16 protein-coding genes are annotated in these 16,732 nt (G+C 74.6%); 4 read left to right on the top strand and 12 right to left on the bottom strand.

Going from position 1 to position 16,732, the window contains the following annotated elements:
• Window positions 1-41 precede the first annotated feature (41 nt).
• The 3 genes from ACIG3E_RS19975 (at window position 42) to ACIG3E_RS19985 (ending at window position 1,263) form a co-directional block, all read left to right on the top strand.
• On the top strand, window positions 42-536 hold the full coding sequence (locus ACIG3E_RS19975; RefSeq protein ID WP_399617913.1) for an NUDIX domain-containing protein: 495 nt from the start codon (window positions 42-44) through the stop codon (window positions 534-536).
• 146 nt (window positions 537-682) lie between these two features.
• On the top strand, window positions 683-946 hold the full coding sequence (locus ACIG3E_RS19980; RefSeq protein ID WP_399617916.1) for a hypothetical protein: 264 nt from the start codon (window positions 683-685) through the stop codon (window positions 944-946).
• Window positions 943-1,263 carry a DUF4326 domain-containing protein gene (locus ACIG3E_RS19985; RefSeq protein WP_399617919.1) on the top strand — a complete coding sequence of 107 codons (321 nt, stop codon included), beginning with the start codon at window positions 943-945 and terminating at the stop codon, window positions 1,261-1,263. Before ACIG3E_RS19980 ends, ACIG3E_RS19985 begins: the two co-directional genes overlap by 4 nt.
• Window positions 1,264-1,270: 7 nt before the next feature.
• On the opposite strand, the gene ACIG3E_RS19990 is transcribed toward ACIG3E_RS19985, so the two are convergent.
• From ACIG3E_RS19990 to ACIG3E_RS20015, 6 genes are all read right to left on the bottom strand, one after another.
• On the bottom strand, window positions 1,271-1,756 hold the full coding sequence (locus tag ACIG3E_RS19990; RefSeq protein WP_242725900.1) for a methylated-DNA--[protein]-cysteine S-methyltransferase: 486 nt from the start codon (window positions 1,754-1,756) through the stop codon (window positions 1,271-1,273).
• 20 nt (window positions 1,757-1,776) lie between these two features.
• Complete coding sequence (locus ACIG3E_RS19995; RefSeq protein WP_399618820.1) at window positions 1,777-3,330, bottom strand: DNA-3-methyladenine glycosylase 2 family protein; 1,554 nt, start codon at window positions 3,328-3,330, stop codon at window positions 1,777-1,779.
• A 139-nt stretch (window positions 3,331-3,469) separates the two neighbouring features.
• Window positions 3,470-4,000 carry an O-acetyl-ADP-ribose deacetylase gene (locus ACIG3E_RS20000; protein ID WP_399617923.1) on the bottom strand — a complete coding sequence of 177 codons (531 nt, stop codon included), beginning with the start codon at window positions 3,998-4,000 and terminating at the stop codon, window positions 3,470-3,472.
• Window positions 3,997-5,418, bottom strand: coding sequence for a phytoene desaturase family protein (locus ACIG3E_RS20005; protein WP_399617926.1), 1,422 nt, complete (start codon window positions 5,416-5,418; stop codon window positions 3,997-3,999). The genes ACIG3E_RS20000 and ACIG3E_RS20005 overlap by 4 nt, the downstream gene beginning before the upstream one ends.
• 107 nt (window positions 5,419-5,525) lie before the next feature.
• On the bottom strand, window positions 5,526-6,380 hold the full coding sequence (locus tag ACIG3E_RS20010; RefSeq protein ID WP_399617929.1) for an inositol monophosphatase family protein: 855 nt from the start codon (window positions 6,378-6,380) through the stop codon (window positions 5,526-5,528).
• 163 nt (window positions 6,381-6,543) lie between these two features.
• Window positions 6,544-8,367 (bottom strand): gamma-glutamyltransferase family protein, encoded by a 1,824-nt coding sequence (locus ACIG3E_RS20015; RefSeq protein WP_399617932.1) that lies wholly within the window; start codon window positions 8,365-8,367, stop codon window positions 6,544-6,546.
• Between the two features lie 107 nt (window positions 8,368-8,474).
• Here ACIG3E_RS20015 and ACIG3E_RS20020 point away from each other — a divergent pair, with 107 nt between their 5' ends.
• Window positions 8,475-9,539, top strand: coding sequence for a lipoyl protein ligase domain-containing protein (locus ACIG3E_RS20020; RefSeq protein ID WP_399617935.1), 1,065 nt, complete (start codon window positions 8,475-8,477; stop codon window positions 9,537-9,539).
• Here the strand turns inward: ACIG3E_RS20020 and ACIG3E_RS20025 are convergent.
• The 6 genes from ACIG3E_RS20025 to ACIG3E_RS20050 all read right to left on the bottom strand — a co-directional run bounded on the left by ACIG3E_RS20025 (window position 9,505) and on the right by ACIG3E_RS20050 (window position 16,685).
• Window positions 9,505-10,212: a DUF4232 domain-containing protein gene (locus ACIG3E_RS20025; protein WP_399617938.1), complete on the bottom strand. Its 708-nt coding sequence runs from the start codon at window positions 10,210-10,212 to the stop codon at window positions 9,505-9,507. The two genes, ACIG3E_RS20020 and ACIG3E_RS20025, sit on opposite strands and share 35 nt — an antisense overlap.
• A 50-nt stretch (window positions 10,213-10,262) precedes the next feature.
• Window positions 10,263-11,261: a TIGR03842 family LLM class F420-dependent oxidoreductase gene (locus ACIG3E_RS20030; protein WP_399617941.1), complete on the bottom strand. Its 999-nt coding sequence runs from the start codon at window positions 11,259-11,261 to the stop codon at window positions 10,263-10,265.
• Between the two features lie 9 nt (window positions 11,262-11,270).
• Window positions 11,271-12,674 carry a dihydropyrimidinase gene (gene hydA, locus ACIG3E_RS20035; RefSeq protein WP_399617944.1) on the bottom strand — a complete coding sequence of 468 codons (1,404 nt, stop codon included), beginning with the start codon at window positions 12,672-12,674 and terminating at the stop codon, window positions 11,271-11,273.
• Between the two features lie 63 nt (window positions 12,675-12,737).
• Window positions 12,738-14,018, bottom strand: coding sequence for an aspartate aminotransferase family protein (locus ACIG3E_RS20040; RefSeq protein ID WP_399617947.1), 1,281 nt, complete (start codon window positions 14,016-14,018; stop codon window positions 12,738-12,740).
• Window positions 14,015-14,857, bottom strand: coding sequence for a nitrilase-related carbon-nitrogen hydrolase (locus ACIG3E_RS20045; RefSeq protein WP_399617950.1), 843 nt, complete (start codon window positions 14,855-14,857; stop codon window positions 14,015-14,017). The genes ACIG3E_RS20040 and ACIG3E_RS20045 overlap by 4 nt, the downstream gene beginning before the upstream one ends.
• A gap of 196 nt (window positions 14,858-15,053) precedes the next feature.
• Entirely contained in the window at window positions 15,054-16,685 is a 1,632-nt protein-coding gene (locus ACIG3E_RS20050) for a hypothetical protein (RefSeq protein ID WP_399617952.1), read from the bottom strand.
• Between the last annotated feature and the right edge of the window lie 47 nt (window positions 16,686-16,732).

A 16,732-nucleotide genomic window follows, 5' to 3' on the forward strand; every position in this document is an offset into this window, starting at 1 on the left:
CGCTCCACCGGCGGTCCACCGCGTGGGGCTACGCTTCCCCCGTGACGACCCTCGACTACGCCGCCTACATCGCGGGGCTGCCCCGCGTCCTCGCCGGAGCCGCCGCCGTCATCCGGGACCCGGCGGGCCGCGTCCTGCTCGTCGAGCCGAACTACCGTGAGAAATGGGCGCTTCCGGGCGGCGGCGTCGAGTCGGCCGACGGCGAGACACCGCGTCAGGGCGCCCGCCGCGAGACCGCCGAGGAGGTCGGCCTGGACATCGACCTCGGCGGACTGCTCGTGGTCGACTGGGTGCCGGGCACGGACGAGCGGCCGCCGTTGGTGGCGTATCTGTACGACGGCGGGGTGCTCCCCGACGAGCGGTTCGCGGACATCCGGATCCAGGAGGAGGAACTGCTCTCCTGGCGTCTGGTGGCGCCCGGGGACCTGGACGCGTACCTCTCGGTGCCGCTCGCGCGGCGGCTGCGGGTCGCGCTCGACGTGCTGGCGGCGGGCGGCGGCGCGGTGGAGCTGGAGGACGGGCGCCGGGTCGGCTGATCCGCGCGCGAGGCGGGGCACCGGCCCCTTCGAGAGGCCCCGCGCGGGGCCTCACGGCGCGCGGCCGTCGCCGAAGCCAGCGAGAGTCGTAGGAGAGCGGCGCGAGCCGAGCAGAGCGCGCCAGGGCCGAAGGACGGAGTGCCCCGATGACCACGCAGCCGACGCGGCCGGACCCGCACGCGCCGCGCGTGCGCACGCACACCTGGCAGCCGCCGGTGCCCTGGGCAGGGGCGGCGGGCGTGAGCGGCGCGGCCCTGCTGCGGAAGATCCTCGACGGGGACCACGTCGGCAGGACCACGGCCACGGCCGAGGCCCGTGTCGTCGGCTCCGTCGGCGGCAAGCTGCACGCCCATGCCACGACGACCTGCGCGGTCTTCGCGGCGCCGCGCCCGGAGGGAGCCGCGTCATGAGCCGTACGACGGTCGTCAACCTCAAGGGGCACCGGGAGGACCCCGACTACGCCGACGTCGTCTACGTGGGCCGGGCCATGCACCGCGGCGGCTGGCAGCTGAAGGGCTCTCCGTTGGCCAGCCCCTTCAGGCCCGGCAAGGACGGGACGCGGGAGGAGGTCGTGGCGATGTACCGCGACCATCTGCTCAGCCGCCCGGACCTGCTCGCGCTGCTGCCCGCGCTGCGGGGGCGCCGCCTTGGCTGCTGGTGCGTGCCGGAGCCCTGCCACGCCGAGGTGATCGCGGAGCTGGCCGACTCGGGGGCCGGTGCGGACTGAGCGCGGCTCAGAACAGGGCGGTCCCGCTCTCCAGCTCCAGGAGGCGCCGCTTGCGGTCGAGGCCGCCGCCGTAGCCGGTCAGGCCGCCGCCCGCGCCGATGACGCGGTGGCACGGCACGATGACGCCGATGGGGTTCTTGCCGTTGGCCAGGCCGACGGCACGGGACGCGGCGGGCTTGCCCAGGGCGTCGGCGAGCTCCCCGTACGTACGGGTCTGCCCGTACGGGATCTTCAGGAGCTGCTGCCAGACGGATTGCTGGAACGGCGTGCCGTCCAGGCGCAGCGGCAGGTCGAACCGGGTCAGCTCGCCCGCGAAGTAGGCCGTGAGCTGCTCGGTCGCCGCGTCGAAGCCGTCGGGGTCGCGGTCGCCGAAGGTCTCCTCCGCGGGGCGGTGGCGCTGCTCGGTCATGTACAGGCCGCTGAGGGTGCCGTCGGTGGCGACGAGGGTGAGCGGCCCGTAGGGGCTGTCGATGACGGTGTGCGTACGGTGCATGGTGATCGGTCCCGGGGTCTTCAGGGGGCGGGGTGCGCGGGAATGTGGTTGATGGCGTGGTCGTCCGTCGCCCACAGGTACTGGACGGCGTACGCCCGCCAGGGCCGCCAGGCCGCCGCGCGGGCGGTGAGCGCGGCGGGCGTGTGCGGCAGGCCGAGGCCCTGGGCGGCGCGGCGGACGCCGAGGTCGGACGGCAGGAAGGCGTCGGGGTCGCCGAGCGCCCGCATCGCGATGACCTCGGTGGTCCAGGGGCCGAAGCCCGGCAGCGCGGTGAGCTGGGCGCGGGCCAGCTCCCAGTCGTTCTCCACGCCGAGCCGGAGCGTGCCGTCGGCGAGATGGCGTACGAGGGTCATGAGGGTGGCGCGGCGGCTGCGGGGCAGCGCGAGCGAGTCGGGGTCCAGCGCGGCGAGCGCGGCGGGGGCCGGGAACAGGTGGGTGAGGCCGCCCTCGGGGTCGTCGACCGGCTCGCCGTGCGCGGTGACCAGGCGCGCGGCGTGGGTGCGGGCCGCGGCCGTGGACACCTGCTGGCCGAGCACCGCGCGGACCGCGAACTCGGCCTCGTCCACGGTGCGCGGCACGCGCCGCCCCGGCGCCTTGTCGACGAGGGGCGCGAGCAGCGGGTCGGCGCGCAGCTGGCCGTCCACGGCGACGGGGTCGGCGTCCAGGTCGAGGAGCCTGCGGCAGCGGCTGATGGCGAGGGTCAGGTCGCGCGGGTCGGTGAGGGTGAGGCGGCAGCCGATGTGGTCGGGGTGCGGGGTGAGCGCGACGACGCCGTGCCCGTAGGGCAGGCGCAGGGTGCGGCGGTAGGCCCACCCGTCTCCCGCCACCGCCCTTCCATCGTGGCGCTCCGCGCCGCCCCCACCCATGTCGCGCCACTCCTCCACGCCGGGTACGGCGGTCGCGATCAGGTGGCCGAAGAGGTTGTCCGGGTTGAGCGGGGCACGGAAGGGCAGCCGCAGCGAGAGCGTGCCGTGGGCGGCGGGCGCCTGGCCGCTGTGGCCGCGGCCCCGGCGGGCGGCGCGGGTGCGCAGCTCGCCCGGGGCGAGCGCGAAGACCTCGCGGACGGTGTCGTTGAACGTACGGATGGAGGCGAAGCCCGCGGCGAAGGCGATCTGCGCCATGGGCAGCGTGGTCGTCTCGATGAGCAGCCGCGCGGTCTGGGCGCGCTGGGCGCGGGCGAGCGCGAGGGGTCCGGCGCCGAGCTCGGCGCGGAGCTGGCGCTCGATCTGGCGGGTGCTGTAGCCGAGGCGGGCGGCGAGGCCGGGCACGCCGTCGCGGTCGACGACGCCGTCGCCGATGAGGCGCATGGCGCGGGCGACGAGGTCGGCGCGCTGGTTCCACTCGGGCGAGCCGGGGCTGCTGTCGGGGCGGCACCGCTTGCAGGCGCGGAACCCGGCCTGCTGGCAGGCGGCGGCGCTCGGGTAGAACGTCATGTTCTCGGGCTTGGGCGGCACGACGGGGCAGCTGGGGCGGCAGTAGATCCGGGTGGTCAGGACGGCGGTGAAGAACCATCCGTCGAACCGGTCGTCCTTGGACTGCACGGCCCGCACGCAGCGGTCGAAGTCCCCGTGCATCCCGGCGGGGGCGGCTGTTCCCGGGGCTCCTCCCGCGTACGACTCGTGGGGCGTACGCGGCTCGGATGCGCTGGGCGTCACGGTGGGCATGGCTCAAGGATGGGCGATCGCCGCCCCCACAGCTGGCGGGAATCCGACATCAGCCTTCGTCGGCCAGCGCTTCCTCGAAGGCCTGGTAGGCCGCCGTGTCGAAGAGGACGAACCGCACCTCGCTCACCTCCGGGTGCGCCGCCAGGGACTCGCGGACCGCGTGGACCGCGATGCGGGCGGCGTCGGCCATCGGCCAGCGGTACGCGCCCGTCGAGATCGCCGGGAAGGCCACCGTGCGGGCGCCGAGTCCGGCGGCGACCCGCAGGGACTCGCGGTAGCAGGAGGCGAGCAGCGCGGAGCGGTCCTCGGTCGCCGACCAGACGGGTCCGACGGTGTGGACGACGTGTGCGGCGGCCAGCTTCCCCGCCGTCGTGGCCACCGCCTCGCCGGTCGGGAGGCCCTTGCCGTAGTGGGCGGCGCGCAGGCGGCGGCAGGCGGCGAGGATCTCGGGGCCGCCCCGGCGGTGGATGGCGCCGTCGACGCCGCCTCCGCCGAGGAGCGAGGAGTTCGCCGCGTTCACCACGGCGTCGGCGCGCTGCTCGGTGATGTCGCCCTGGACGAGCGTGACGCGGGCGGTCATGAGGCCGCGTCCTGCTGCCTGAGCCGCTTCCAGACGGCCTTCGCGGCGTTGTGCCCGGACATGCCGTGCACGCCGGGGCCCGGAGGTGTCGCGGACGAGCAGAGGAACACGGCCGGGTGCCGGGTGCGGTACGGGAACGCGGTGAGCCGGGGCCGAAGGAGGAGTTGCAGCCCGCTGGCGGCGCCGCAGGCGATGTCGCCGCCCACGTAGTTGGCGTTGCGCGTGGCGAGTTGGGGCGGGCCCGCGGTGGCGCGGGCCAGGACGCGGTCGCGGAAGCCGGGCGCGAAGCGCTCCAGCTGACGCTCGACGGCGTCCGTGAGGTCGCCCCGCCAGCCGTTGGGCACGTGGCCGTACGCCCAGAAGGCCGCCTTGCCCTCGGGAGCGCGGGTGGGGTCGGCGACACTGGGCTGGACGGTGATGAGGAACGGCGTGTCCGGGGCCCGGCCCTCGCGCGAGGCGGCCCGCAGCGCGCTGCCGATCTCCTGGCTCGTGGCCCCGATCTGCACGGTGCCCGCCCGGCGCGGCGCCTCGGCGGTCCAGGGCACGGGGCCGTCCAGGGCGTAGTCGATCTTGAAGACGGAGGCGCCGTACCGGTACGCGTCGTAGTAGCGGCCGAGTCCGGCGATGCGGGCGAGCGCGGTGGGCGAGGTGTCGAAGACGTAGGCGCGCGCGGGCGGCAGGTCGTCGAGGCGCTTGACCTCGTAGTCGGTGTGGACGGCGCCGCCGAGGTCCTTGAGGTACGCGGCGAGGGCGTCGGAGATGGCCTGGGAGCCGCCGCGGGCGACGGGCCAGCCCCGCGCGTGGGCGGCGAGGGCAAAGACCATGCCGACGGCGGTCGTCGCAAGGCCGTTGAGGGGCGCGATGACGTGGGCGACGAGCCCGGCGAACAGCGCGCGCGCCCGGTCGTCCCGGAACCGCCGCAGCAGCCACGTCGACGGCGGGAGTCCTTGGAGCCCGAAGCGGGCGAGCAGCACGGGGTCGCGCGGCAGGGCGGTCAGGGGCAGCGACATGAAGTCCCGCGCCAGGGTGTCCCAGTGCGGCAGGAAGGGCGCGACCAGGCGCCGGTAGGTGCCCGCGTCGCGGGGGCCGAAGGAGGCGGCCGTCTCGGCGACGGAGCGGGCGAGCACGGCGGCGCCGCCGTCGGGGAACGGGTGGGCCATGGGCAGCGGGGCGTGCAGCCACCGCAGGCCGTACCGCTGCAGGGGCAGGGCGCGGAACGCCGGGGAGTTGATGCCCAGGGGGTGCGCGGCCGAGCAGGGGTCGTGCCGGAAGCCCGGCAGCGTGAGCTCCTCGGTGCGGGCGCCGCCGCCGACGGTGGCCTCGGCCTCGAAGACGGCCACCGAGAAGCCTCGGCGGGCCAGCTCCACGGCGGCGGTCAGACCGTTCGGACCCGCTCCCACGACGACGGCATCGAGCATCGACGGCACCTTCGGACTCCTTCGTCAGCCGGTGGCCAGTGCCGCACAGGATATGCCGGAGGGCCCGCGGGGCCCCGGCCGCGGGCCCCGGCGGCAGGGCGGGGCACTCAGGCCCCGGCCGCCAGCGCGTCGGCGACCCGGCGGGCCGTGGCCGCGTCCCGGGCGGCCGTGAACGGCAGCGCGTTGCCCCCGGTGATGGCGAAGGGCACGCCCTCGCGGGTGAGGTGGGCGCCGCCCGCCTCCTCGACCAGGAGCAGGCCCGCCGCGTGGTCCCAGGCCAGCTCCCAGGTGAACGCGACGGCGTCGAGCTCGCCGCGCGCCACCGCCAGGTACTCCAGGCCCGCGGAGCCGCACGGGCGGGCCGCGAAGCCGTCGGTGAACACGCCGAGCAGGGCGTGCTTCTGGTCGTCCGTCGTGAAGTCGGGGTGGGAGGTGGCGACGGTGAGGGGGTGGCCGGGCTCGGGGGTCCCGGCGCGCAGCGGCGTGCCGTTCAGCGTGGCGCCCCTGCCGCGGACGGCCACCGCGCACTGGTCGAGCGCCGGGGCGTACGTCCAGGAGGCCAGGACCACGCCGTCCAGGGCGAGGGCGACCAGGGTGCAGAAGCCCGCGTCGCCGCGGACGAACTGGCGTGTCCCGTCGACGGGATCGACGATCCACACCGGGGCGCCCTCGGCTATCGCCTCGTACGTCGAGGGGTCGGCGTGCACGGCCTCCTCGCCGACGACCACCGAGCCGGGCAGGAGCGCCGTGAGCTCGCGGGTGAGGAACTCCTCCGCCAGGCGGTCGGCGACGGTCACCAGGTCGTGCGGGCCGCTCTTCTGGACCACCTCGTCCTCGGCGAGCTGCCGGAACCGCGGAGTGATCTCCGCGGTGGCGGCGGCGCGGATCACGCGCTCCACGTCGGCGGCCTGACGTGCGAGAAAGTCGTCGATGCTTTCCTTGATTTCCTGCGTTTCGATCATGCCTCCATGAGAGCACGCGCCACTGACATCCCGTGCGGAGGGGGTGAACAAAGGGTGGAATCGGGATGAAATCGCCCGGCGCCAGTCCGGCCGGGACAGCTGGGACGACCGGGACAGCCGGGGCGACCAGGACGGCTAGGACGGCCGGGACGGCCGCCCCGGCTCACCTCCCCACGGCGTACCCCTGCATCCCCCGGGGATTCGCGGCCGCCGAGAGCACCCCGGTGCGCGGGTCCCGCGCCACCGCGCACAGCCGCCCCTCCGACCACGGCTCCCCCACGGTCACGTCGTGCCCCCGCAGGCGCAGCCCCTCGACGACGGCCGGGTCCGTGCGGGACTCGACGGTGACGCTGCCGGGGCGCATCCCGCGCGGGTAGAAGGAGCCGGGGAAGGAGTCGTTGTGCCAGTTCGGGGCGTCGATGGCGCCCTGGAGGTCGAGGCCGCCGCGCACGCTCGCGCGCAGGGCGACGGACAGGAAGAAGTGCAGCTGCCACTGGTCCTGCTGGTCACCGCCGGGCGTGCCGAAGGCCATGACCGCTGCGCCGTCCCTGAGTGCGAGGGACGGCGTCAGGGTGGTGCGGGGGCGGCGGCCCGGGGTGAGCGAGTTGGGCAGGCCCTCCTCCAGCCAGGCCATCTGGAGCCGGGTGCCGAGCGGGAAGCCGAGTTCGGGCACGACGGGGTTGGCCTGGAGCCAGCCGCCGGACGGCGTGGCCGCGACCATGTTGCCCCAGCGGTCGACGACGTCCAGGTGGCAGGTGTCGCCCCGGGTGGCGCCGTCCCGGGCGACGGTGGGCTCCCCCGCGCCCGCGGCGGCCCCGGTGCCCGCCAGGATGCCCTGCGGGTCGTACGGGGACGCGCCGGAGGCGGCCTCCCGCGCGCGGGAGGCCAGTTTCACCTCCCGGCCGTCCGGGCGCCCGGGCCGCAGCTCGTGGGAGGCCTTCGCCCCGATCAGGGCCCGGCGCTCGGCGTTGTAGGCGGCGGAGAGCAGCGCGTCCAGGGGGATGTCGGCGGCGTCGCCGTACCAGGCCTCGCGGTCCGCCATGGCGAGCTTGCAGCCCTCGACGAGCAGGTGCACGTAGTCGGCCGAGCCGTACGCGGGCAGCTCGTCGGGCAGCAGGGCGAGCTGCTGGAGGAAGGCCGGGCCCTGGCTCCAGGGTCCGGCCTTGCACAGCGTCCAGCCCCGCCAGTCGTACGTCACGGGGTCCTCGTACGTCGCCGACCACCCGGCCAGGTCGGCGGCCGTGAGGGTGCCCGTGTGCCGCGCGCCGCTGGTGTCCAGGGTGGGGCGCGCGGCCTGGCGCACCAGGGCCTCGGCGACGAAGCCGGACCGCCACACCTCTCGGGCGGCCTCGATCTGCGCGACGCGGTCGGTGCCGCCCGCCGCCTCGGCCTCGGCGACGAGGCGCCGCCAGGCGGCGGCGAGGCGGGGGTTGCGGAACAGCTCGCCCGGGGTGGGCGCGGTGCCGCCGGGCAGGTACACCTCCGCCGACGAGGGCCACTCCGTCTCGAACAGCCGCCGCACGGCCTCGACGGTCCGGCCGACGCCCTCCACGGGCGGATGCCCGTCCTCCGCGTACGTGACGGCGTATCTCAGGACCTCGCCGAGGCGCTTCGTGCCGTGGTCGCGCAGGAGCAGCATCCACGCGTCGAAGGCGCCGGGCACGGCCGCGGCCAGCGGCCCGGTGCCGGGCACCAGGTCCAGGCCCAGCTCGTCCCGGTAGTGCGCGACGCTCGCCCCCGCGGGCGCCGGGCCCTGGCCGCACAGCACCCGCACGGGCCCGCCCGCGGGCGCCAGGATGATCGGCACCTCCCCTGCGGGCCCGTTCAGATGCGGCTCGACGACGTGCAGCACGAACCCCGCGGCGACCGCCGCGTCGTACGCGTTCCCCCCGTCCTCGAGAACAGCCATCGCGGACTGCGAGGCGAGCCAGTGCGTGGAGGACACCATGCCGAAGGTGCCCTGGAGAGTAGGACGCGAGGTGAACATGCCCGGCAGGCTAGCGCCGCCCCGCCGCTCGCCACAGGGGCGCTGAGTTAGCGTAGAGGGACTTTCCGGGCGGGCCCCGGGAGGCAGCGGACAACAGGAGGATCGCGGTGCACGGCGAGTACAAGGTCCCTGGCGGCAAGCTCGTCGTGGTGGACCTGGACGTCGAGGACGGCCGGCTGCGGAACGTGCGCGTGGCCGGGGACTTCTTTCTTGAGCCCGATGAGGCGATCCTCGCCATCGACGCCGCGTTGGAGGGGGCTCCGGGGGACACGGACGCCGTCGGGCTCGCCGCGCGGGTGGAGGCGGCTCTGCCCGCGGGGACCGTCATGTACGGGCTGACGGCGGAGGGCGTGGCGATCGCCGTGCGACGGGCCCTCGCGCACGCCACGGACTGGACGGACTACGACTGGCAGCTCGTCCACGAGGGGCCGCAGCAGCCCGCGCTGCACATGGCGCTCGACCAGGTCATCACCGAGGAGGTCGCCGCCGGGCGCCGCCCGCCGACGCTGCGGGTGTGGGAGTGGGGCGCGCCCTCGGTGATCATCGGCAGCTTCCAGTCGCTGCGCAACGAGGTGGACCCCGAGGGCGCGGCCCGGCACGGCATCGACGTGGTGCGGCGCGTCTCCGGCGGCGGCGCGATGTTCGTGGAGCCGGGCAACACCATCACGTACTCGCTGTCCGTGCCCGACGCCCTCGTGCAAGGCCTGTCGTTCCAGGACAGCTACGCCTACCTCGACGACTGGGTGCTCGGCGCGCTCGGCGACATGGGCGTCAAGGCCTGGTACCAGCCGCTGAACGACATCGCCACGGACGCCGGGAAGATCGCGGGCGCCGCGCAGAAGCGGATGGTCGGCCCCGGAGGCGGCCCGGGCGCGGTCCTGCACCACGTGACCATGGCGTACGACATCGACGCCGACAAGATGCTCGACGTCCTGCGCATCGGCCGCGAGAAGCTCTCCGACAAGGGCACGAAGAGCGCCAAGAAGCGCGTGGACCCGCTGCGCCGCCAGACCGGCCTGCCGCGTGAGGCCGTCATCGAGCGGATGGTCGACTCCTTCCGCGGGCGGTACGGCCTGACGCCGGGCAAGGTCACCGAGGGGGAGCTGGCCCGCGCGCAGGAGCTCGCGCGGACGAAGTTCAGCTCGCCGGAGTGGACGGCGCGGGTCCCGTAGGCCGCCCGGCGCCGGACTCGGCCGCCGGGGCCTTCCGCCAGGCCGTCGTGCCGACGCGGCCCGTGCTGCCGAGGTCGATCCCGCCGTCCGGGGCGACGGTCAGCGCGGGCCTGCCGGGAACGGGCAGCACCTGGAGGCGGGCGCCGTTGACGGGGTCCTTGGCGGTGTTGGCGTAGGTGTTGCGCCACACCACCCCGGCCGTCGCCGACTCGCCGTGCCGCAGTGTCACGGGGTGCGGCCCGGGGTCCTCCACGCCGGTGGTGATGGCCCGCGCGCCCCGCAGGCTGTGCACGTCGAAGGCGGTGCCGTCCTCGGCGAGGACCTGGAGCGTCGGGTAGCCGTCCAGGCGGTACGTGCCGGTGCCGCAGTGGGTGAGCCACAGCGTCATGGCCCGCAGGCCCATCGCGCTGTCGACGGGGCCCGCCTCGAGCAGGGTGCCGGTCTCGCCGGTGCAGTCGCGCGAAGGCTGCGCGGGCTGCTCCGCCAGTTCCGCCCCGTGGCGCGGGGCATCGGGGTCGAGCGAGTCGGCGGCGACCGGCCGCGAGGGAACGCCTGCCCCGGGGCCACCGCCCTGCCCGCCCCCGCCGCGCCCCTCCTGCCCGCAGCCGGAGACGAGCAGGGCGACGGCGACGGCACCGAGCGCGGCGGCGCGCCCCGCGGATATGCGGCTCATGCCGGGATCATGCCACGCCCGGCACCGCGCGCACGGCGGGGCGGGCTGGATCAGGTCAGGGCCGGGATGACCTCCGCGCCGTAGGCGTCGATGACGTCCTCGCGGGCGTCGTGCATGGCGTACAGGGCGAACTGGTCGACGCCGAGGTCCTTCAGGGCACGCAGCTTCTCGATGTGCGCGGCGGCGGGCCCGATCAGGCAGAAGCGGTCGACGATCTCGTCGGGCACGAACGTGGTGTCGGGGTTCCCGGCCCGCCCGTGGTGGCTGTAGTCGTAGCCCTCGCGCTCCTTGATGTACGCGGTGAGGGCCTCGGGGACCTTCGCGGAGTGCTCGCCGTACTTGGCGACGAGGTCGGCGACGTGGTTCCCGACCATGCCGCCGAACCACCGGCACTGCTCGCGCGCGTGCGCCACGTCGGCGCTCACGTACGCGGGCGCTGCCACGCAGATCTTGACGGCCGCGGGGTCGCGTCCGGCGGCCGCGGCCGCGTCCCGCACGGCCTTGATCATCCACTCGGTCAGATAGGGGTCGGCGAGCTGGAGGATGAACCCGTCGGCCTTCTCGCCGGTGAGCGCGAGCGCCTTCGGACCGTACGCGGCCATCCACACGGGGAGCTTGCCGTTCTTGATCCACGGGATGCGCAGGGCCTGCCCGCCGACGTCGGCCTCGCGGCCCTCGGCCAGGTCGCGGATCACCTCGATCGCCTCGCCGAGCCGGGCCAGCGTGTGGGGCTTGCGGCCCGCGACGCGCATGGCGGAGTCGCCGCGGCCGATGCCGCACACGGTGCGGTTGCCGAACATGTCGTTGAGCGTCGCGAAGGTGGAGGCGGTGACCTCCGGGGTGCGGGTGCCCGGGTTGGTGACCATGGGGCCGACGATCAGCTCCTGGGTGTGCTCCAGGATCTGGCTGTAGATCACGAAGGGTTCCTGCCACAGGACGGCCGAGTCGAAGGTCCAGCCGTAGCGGAAGCCGTTCTGTTCGGCGCGCCGCATCAGGCCGACGACCTCGGACGCGGGCGGGTCGGTCTGCAGGACGAGTCCGAAGTCCACGAGTGCCTCCTAGTTCAGGTATTGACAGGTCGCGCGGGGCGTGTAGACGCCGTGCCCGGCGCGCCCGGTGAACGTGCGCCGGTCGATGACCGGTTCGCCGCGCGAGAGGACCGTCTCGACGCGGCCGGTGATCCGCTTCCCCTCGTACGCCGAGTAGTCGACGTTCATGTGGTGGGTCTCGGCGGAGAGCACCTGGGTGGCGGCCGGGTCGTAGACGACGACGTCGGCGTCCGCGCCGGGCGCGATGGTGCCCTTCTTCGGATAGAGGCCGAACATGCGCGCGGGCGTGGCGCAGGCGATCTCGATCCAGCGGCGGCGGCTGATGTGCCCGTCGACGACGGCCTGGTGGAGCAGGTCCATGCGGTTTTCGACGCCCGGCAGACCGTTCGGGATCTTCGAGAAGTCGCCGCGGCCCAGCTCCTTCTGGCCGGTGAAGCAGAAGGGGCAGTGGTCGGTGGACACCACCTGGAGGTCGTTGGTGCGCAGGCCCCGCCAGAGCGCGGCCTGGTGCTCGCGCGGCCGCAGGGGCGTGGAGCACACGTACTTGGCGCCTTCGAAGCCGGGCTCGGCCAGGTTGTCGGTGGACAGGAACAGATACTGCGGACAGGTCTCGCCGAAGACGGGCAGGCCCTTGTCGCGGGCGGTCATGAGCTCGGCGACGGCTTCCTCGGCGGAGACGTGCACGACGTACAGGGGGGCGCCCGCGACCCGGGCGAGCTGGATCGCGCGGTGCGTCGCCTCGGCCTCCAGGAGCACCTTCCTGACCTCGCCGTGGTAGCGGGGGTCGGTCTCGCCGCGCTGGAGGGCCTGCTCGACGAGGACGTCGATGGCGATGCCGTTCTCGGCGTGCATCATGATCAGGCCGCCGTTGGCCGCGGAGCGCTGCATGGCGCGCAGGATCTGTCCGTCGTCGCTGTAGAAGACCCCCGGATAGGCCATGAACAGCTTGAAGGACGTGATGCCCTCCTCCACGAGGAGGTCCATCTCCTTCAGGGTCCGTTCGTTGACGTCGGAGAGGATCATGTGGAAGGCGTAGTCGATCGCGCACTTGCCGTCGGCCTTCGCGTACCAGGCGTCCAGGCCCGAGCGCAGGGACCGGCCCATGGTCTGCACGGCGAAGTCCACGATGGTGGTGGTGCCGCCCCAGGCGGCGGCGCGGGTGCCGGTCTCGAAGGAGTCCGACGCGAAGGTGCCGCCGAAGGGGAGTTCCATGTGCGTGTGGGCGTCCACGCCGCCCGGGATGACGTACTTCTCGCTCGCGTCGATGACGCGGTCCGCGGTCCAGGCCGCCGCGGCCTCGGTGCCGCGGGCGGCGAGCGCGGCGATCCGGCCGTCCTCGACGAGCACGTCGGCGTGGAGTTCCTCGGCGGCGGTGACGACGAGTCCGCCGCGGATCAGGGTGCGGGTGCTCATGGTGGTGCGCTCCCTTTCGTACGGGGGTGACGGGCGTCGGCGGCGGGTGGGCGCGGGCGTGAACTAGATCTCCCGGAGGGCCCGTTCGAGGATCGCCGCGCCCTCTTCCGCCTCGGCGACGGTGAGGGTCAGCGGGGGCGCGATCCGCAGCACGCTGGTGTTGTGGCCGCCGCCCTTGCCGATGAGGAGGCCGCCCTCGCGGGCCGCTTCGAGGACGGCGGCGGCCGCTTCCGGGTGGGCCTCGTCGGTGCCGGGCCTGACCAGCTCGACGCCGATCATCAGGCCGCGGCCGCGCACCTCGCGGACGTAGGGCAGCTGGGCGCAGATCGCCCGCAGGCGCTCGATGAGCAGCCCGCCGACCCGGCGCGCGTTGCCCTGGAGGTCGTGTTCGAGCAGGTACGTGAGGTTGGCCAGGCCCGCGGCCATCGTCACCGGGGAGCCGCCGAAGGTGGAGATGGAGTTGGCGTCCAGGCAGTTCATGACCTCGGCGCGGCCGACGACACCGCCGATCGACATGCCGTTGCCGATGCCCTTGGCGAAGGTGAGCAGGTCCGGCGGGCCCGAGCGGGCGTGCGCCTGCCAGCCCCAGAAGTGGTCGCCGGTGCGGCCCCAGCCGGTCTGCACCTCGTCGGCGATCCACAGGGCGCCGTGCTCCTTGAGCACCTCACGGAAGGCCGCGTACAGGCCGTCGGGCGGGGAGGTGAAGCCGCCGACGCCCTGGATCGGCTCGGCGATCAGCGCGGCGACACCACGGGTCTGGCCGAGCATGTCCCTGAGGTCGGCGACGCACGCCTCGGTGAACTCGGCGTCGCTCAGGGCGGCGTAGGGGCCGCGGGTGCGGACGCCGCCGTGGACGTAGAGCGTCTGGAGCGGGGAGAGGCTGGTGGGCGACCAGGAGCGGTTGCCGGTGACGCCGACGGCCGAGAAGGAGCGGCCGTGGTAGCTGTTGCGCATCGCCAGGATCTGGTTCGAGCCGCGGTGGGCGGTGGCGAGCAGCAGCGCCGCGTCGTTCGCCTCCGTGCCGGACGTCGTGAAGAACACGCGCGCGTCCGGGATGCCGGAGAGCGCGGCGACGCGCTCGGCGAGCTCCACCATCGGCCGGTTCAGATACAGCGTCGAGCTGTGGATGAGGCGGCCCGCCTGCTCGGCGACGGCCTTGGTGACCTCGGGCAGCGCGTGCGCGGTCATGGTGGTGAGGATGCCGCCGAAGAAGTCCAGGTAGCGCCGCCCCCGGGCGTCCCAGACGTGGCGGCCCTCGCCGTGGGTGAGCTCGATCGGCTCGCCGTAGTAGAGCGCGAGCCAGTCGGGCAGGACGGCCTTGTGCCGGGTGTGCAGGTCCTTCACGGCTTGACCAGCCCTTCGTACGCGTCCGGGCGGCGGTCCCGGTAGAACGCCCACTGCTCGCGGACCTCGTCGATCAGGTCGAAGTCCAGGTCGCGCACGAGGAGCTCCTCCGCCTTGTCGCTCGCCGTCTCGCCGACGAACTGCCCGCGCGGGTCCACGAAGTAACTCGTGCCGTAGAAGTCGTTGTCCCCGTACTCCTCCTGGCCGACGCGGTTGATCGCGGCGACGAAGTACTCGTTGGCGACCGCGGCGGCGGGCTGCTCCAGCTGCCACAGGTAGCCGGACAGGCCGCGCGAGGTGGCCGACGGGTTGTAGACCAGCTGGGCGCCGTTCAGGCCCAACTGCCGCCAGCCCTCGGGGAAGTGCCGGTCGTAGCAGATGTAGACGCCGACGCGGCCGACGGCGGTGTCGAAGACCGGCCAGCCGAGGTTGCCCGGGCGGAAGTAGAACTTCTCCCAGAACCCCTTGACTTGGGGGATGTGGTGCTTGCGGTACTTGCCGAGGTAGCTGCCGTCGGCGTCGATCACGGCCGCGGTGTTGTAGTAGAAGCCGGACTGCTCGACCTCGAAGACGGGTACGACGATCACCATGCCGGTCTCGCGGGCCAGGTCCATCATCCGGCGCGTGGTCGGCCCGTCCGGCACCGGCTCCGCCCAGCGGTAGTGCTCCTTCTCCTGGACCTGGCAGAAGTAGGGGGCGTTGAAGACCTCTTGGAAGCCGATCACCTTGGCGCCCTGCCTGGCGGCCTCGCGGGCGTGCTCCTCATGCTTGGCGATCATGGATTCGGTGTCGCCGGTCCAGGTCGCCTGGACGAGTGCGGCGCGTACGACGTTGACCATGAGCTGTGCTCCTTCGACAGGACGTCAGAGAGCCTCTACGCCCGTAGACTTGGTGCGTAGACAGACGAACGTAAGCCTCCTGGACGGCCTTGCCAAGACCATCGCCTCAACGCGGCGGAGTCGATCTTGTTCCACGGGCCACCGATCACCCGAGCGGGTGCGGGACGGGCGGCCGCGCACGCCGCGCGGGCGGCGGTCAGGTGGTGAAGCCCGCGACGCGCAGCGCGTGCACGAGGTCCCAGTGGTGCGCGTCGGAGACCCCCTTGGCCATCTCCAGGAGCAGCGGGATGAGCCGCTGCGCGTCGGCGTGCGCGCAGGCCGCGACGTCCTCGGCGCTGCGCACGCGCACATACGCGTCGAGGAGCGCGCGGGCCTCGCGTTCGCGCCCCGCGTCCAGGAGCGCGAGCAGCGACTCGGCGATCTCCGGGGCGGGCCGGGCCACGCCCTGGCGCAGGAGTTTGCGGCAGTCGTCGGCGCGGCCCGCGCCCGCGAGCGCGTCGGCGACCGCCACGAGGCGGTCGGGCGGCAGCGAGGCGGCCTCCCACAGCAGGGTCGCCCAGTCGGCCGTGAGGCCCGCGTGGTGCAGCTCGTCGGCGAACAGCGGCAGCCGCGCGGCGGGCCACCCGGCCGCCTCCACGAGCACGCCGTGCGCCTCGCCGCTGCGGCCCTCGCCGCGCAGCCGGATGAGGGCCTTGACCGCGTCGACGGTGGCGCGCTCGTCGGCCGCGGCGCCGTCCGGGGCGGCCGACGGCTCCGGGTGCGCCCGCGGCGGCGCCTCGACGGCCTGGACGTAGCGGGCGCCGCGCGGGGTGCCCGGGGCGGGCTCGGCGGTCGGCGCGGCGACGGGCCCGGCCGTGTCGTCGCCCGCGCCGTCGAGGCCCGCGAACCGGGCACCGCGCGGGCGCCGCCGCACCCCGAGCCGGGAGCGGCCGGGCTGGGCGGGGACCCGCGGGGCCGTGTCCTGGCCGGGGGCGCGCTCGGCGTCCCGGTGGGGCGGGTCGGGGTCCTCGGGGCTCTGGGGGTGGCCGTGGGCGGTGTCATGGCCGTCCGTGCCGTAGGGGGCGGCGCGGCCGTCACGGTCGTACGCCTCCGTGCGGCCTTCACCGTCGTAGTCGTAGCCATAGCCGTAGCCGGTGCCGTCGTCGTAGGAGAGCGCGCGGTCGTCGTCGTACGCGTCGCCCTGACCGTCGTGCGCGCCGCCCAGGTCGGCGGCGGCGCGGGGCTCGGCCGCGGTGCCGGACGGGTCGGCGGGGAACTCCCTGACGTCGAAGTCCCCGCCCTCCGCGGGGGCGCCGCCGAAGTCCACCCAGTGCGGCGCCCGCGCCCGGTCGAGCCGCTCCATGCGTCGGCGCAGCTCGCCGCAGCGCGCCGCGGCGCGCTCGTGGTCGTCGCGCACCCAGGCCAGGTCCAGATGGATGCGGTCCACCTCGTCGGGCGTCGCGGCGAGGGCGAGGGCGCGGGCGAGCTCCTGCTCCCGCTCGACCGCGAACCGCTGCTCCTGGAGCATCATGTCGAGCCGGTCGCTGAGGAGTTCGCGGCCGCCGGGGCGGTCGTCGTGCGCCGCCACGGACGCGGCGTGCAGCGACCGGGCGCGGCCGGTCTCCGCCTGCGCGGCCCCCACGCCGACGTCGGCCGCGAGGTCGTGGAGCAGCGCCTGCACCACGTCCCAGGGCGGCACCTCGGTGCCGTCGAGGCAGGCCCGCATGCCGTCGGGGTCGCGGGACCAGAACACGCCGCACCACCCGGCGCTCTGGTCGAGGCGCGCCAGGAGGTCGTTCAAGTACCGCGCGAACTCCGTTACTTGTTCCGGGAGTTGTCCCACTGCCATCGTCGGGCACCGTCCCCTGGGAGACTAGGGTCTGCCGGTCCGGAAGA

The sequence above is a fragment of the Streptomyces sp. NPDC053474 genome, assembly GCF_044544845.1.
In the GTDB taxonomy this organism is placed as follows: domain Bacteria; phylum Actinomycetota; class Actinomycetes; order Streptomycetales; family Streptomycetaceae; genus Streptomyces.

Excerpts from the sequence above, each read along its gene's own strand:
- ACIG3E_RS19980 (WP_399617916.1), top strand. The coding sequence starts at position 683 with ATGACCACGCAGCCGACGCGGCCGGACCCGCACGCGCCGCGCGTGCGC.
- ACIG3E_RS19985 (WP_399617919.1), top strand. The coding sequence starts at position 943 with ATGAGCCGTACGACGGTCGTCAACCTCAAGGGGCACCGGGAGGACCCC.
- ACIG3E_RS19990 (WP_242725900.1), bottom strand. The coding sequence starts at position 1,756 with ATGCACCGTACGCACACCGTCATCGACAGCCCCTACGGGCCGCTCACC.
- ACIG3E_RS19995 (WP_399618820.1), bottom strand. The coding sequence starts at position 3,330 with ATGCACGGGGACTTCGACCGCTGCGTGCGGGCCGTGCAGTCCAAGGAC.
- ACIG3E_RS20000 (WP_399617923.1), bottom strand. The coding sequence starts at position 4,000 with ATGACCGCCCGCGTCACGCTCGTCCAGGGCGACATCACCGAGCAGCGC.
- ACIG3E_RS20005 (WP_399617926.1), bottom strand. The coding sequence starts at position 5,418 with ATGCTCGATGCCGTCGTCGTGGGAGCGGGTCCGAACGGTCTGACCGCC.
- ACIG3E_RS20010 (WP_399617929.1), bottom strand. The coding sequence starts at position 6,380 with ATGATCGAAACGCAGGAAATCAAGGAAAGCATCGACGACTTTCTCGCA.
- ACIG3E_RS20015 (WP_399617932.1), bottom strand. The coding sequence starts at position 8,367 with ATGTTCACCTCGCGTCCTACTCTCCAGGGCACCTTCGGCATGGTGTCC.
- ACIG3E_RS20025 (WP_399617938.1), bottom strand. The coding sequence starts at position 10,212 with ATGAGCCGCATATCCGCGGGGCGCGCCGCCGCGCTCGGTGCCGTCGCC.
- hydA (WP_399617944.1), bottom strand. The coding sequence starts at position 12,674 with ATGAGCACCCGCACCCTGATCCGCGGCGGACTCGTCGTCACCGCCGCC.
- ACIG3E_RS20045 (WP_399617950.1), bottom strand. The coding sequence starts at position 14,857 with ATGGTCAACGTCGTACGCGCCGCACTCGTCCAGGCGACCTGGACCGGC.
- ACIG3E_RS20050 (WP_399617952.1), bottom strand. The coding sequence starts at position 16,685 with ATGGCAGTGGGACAACTCCCGGAACAAGTAACGGAGTTCGCGCGGTAC.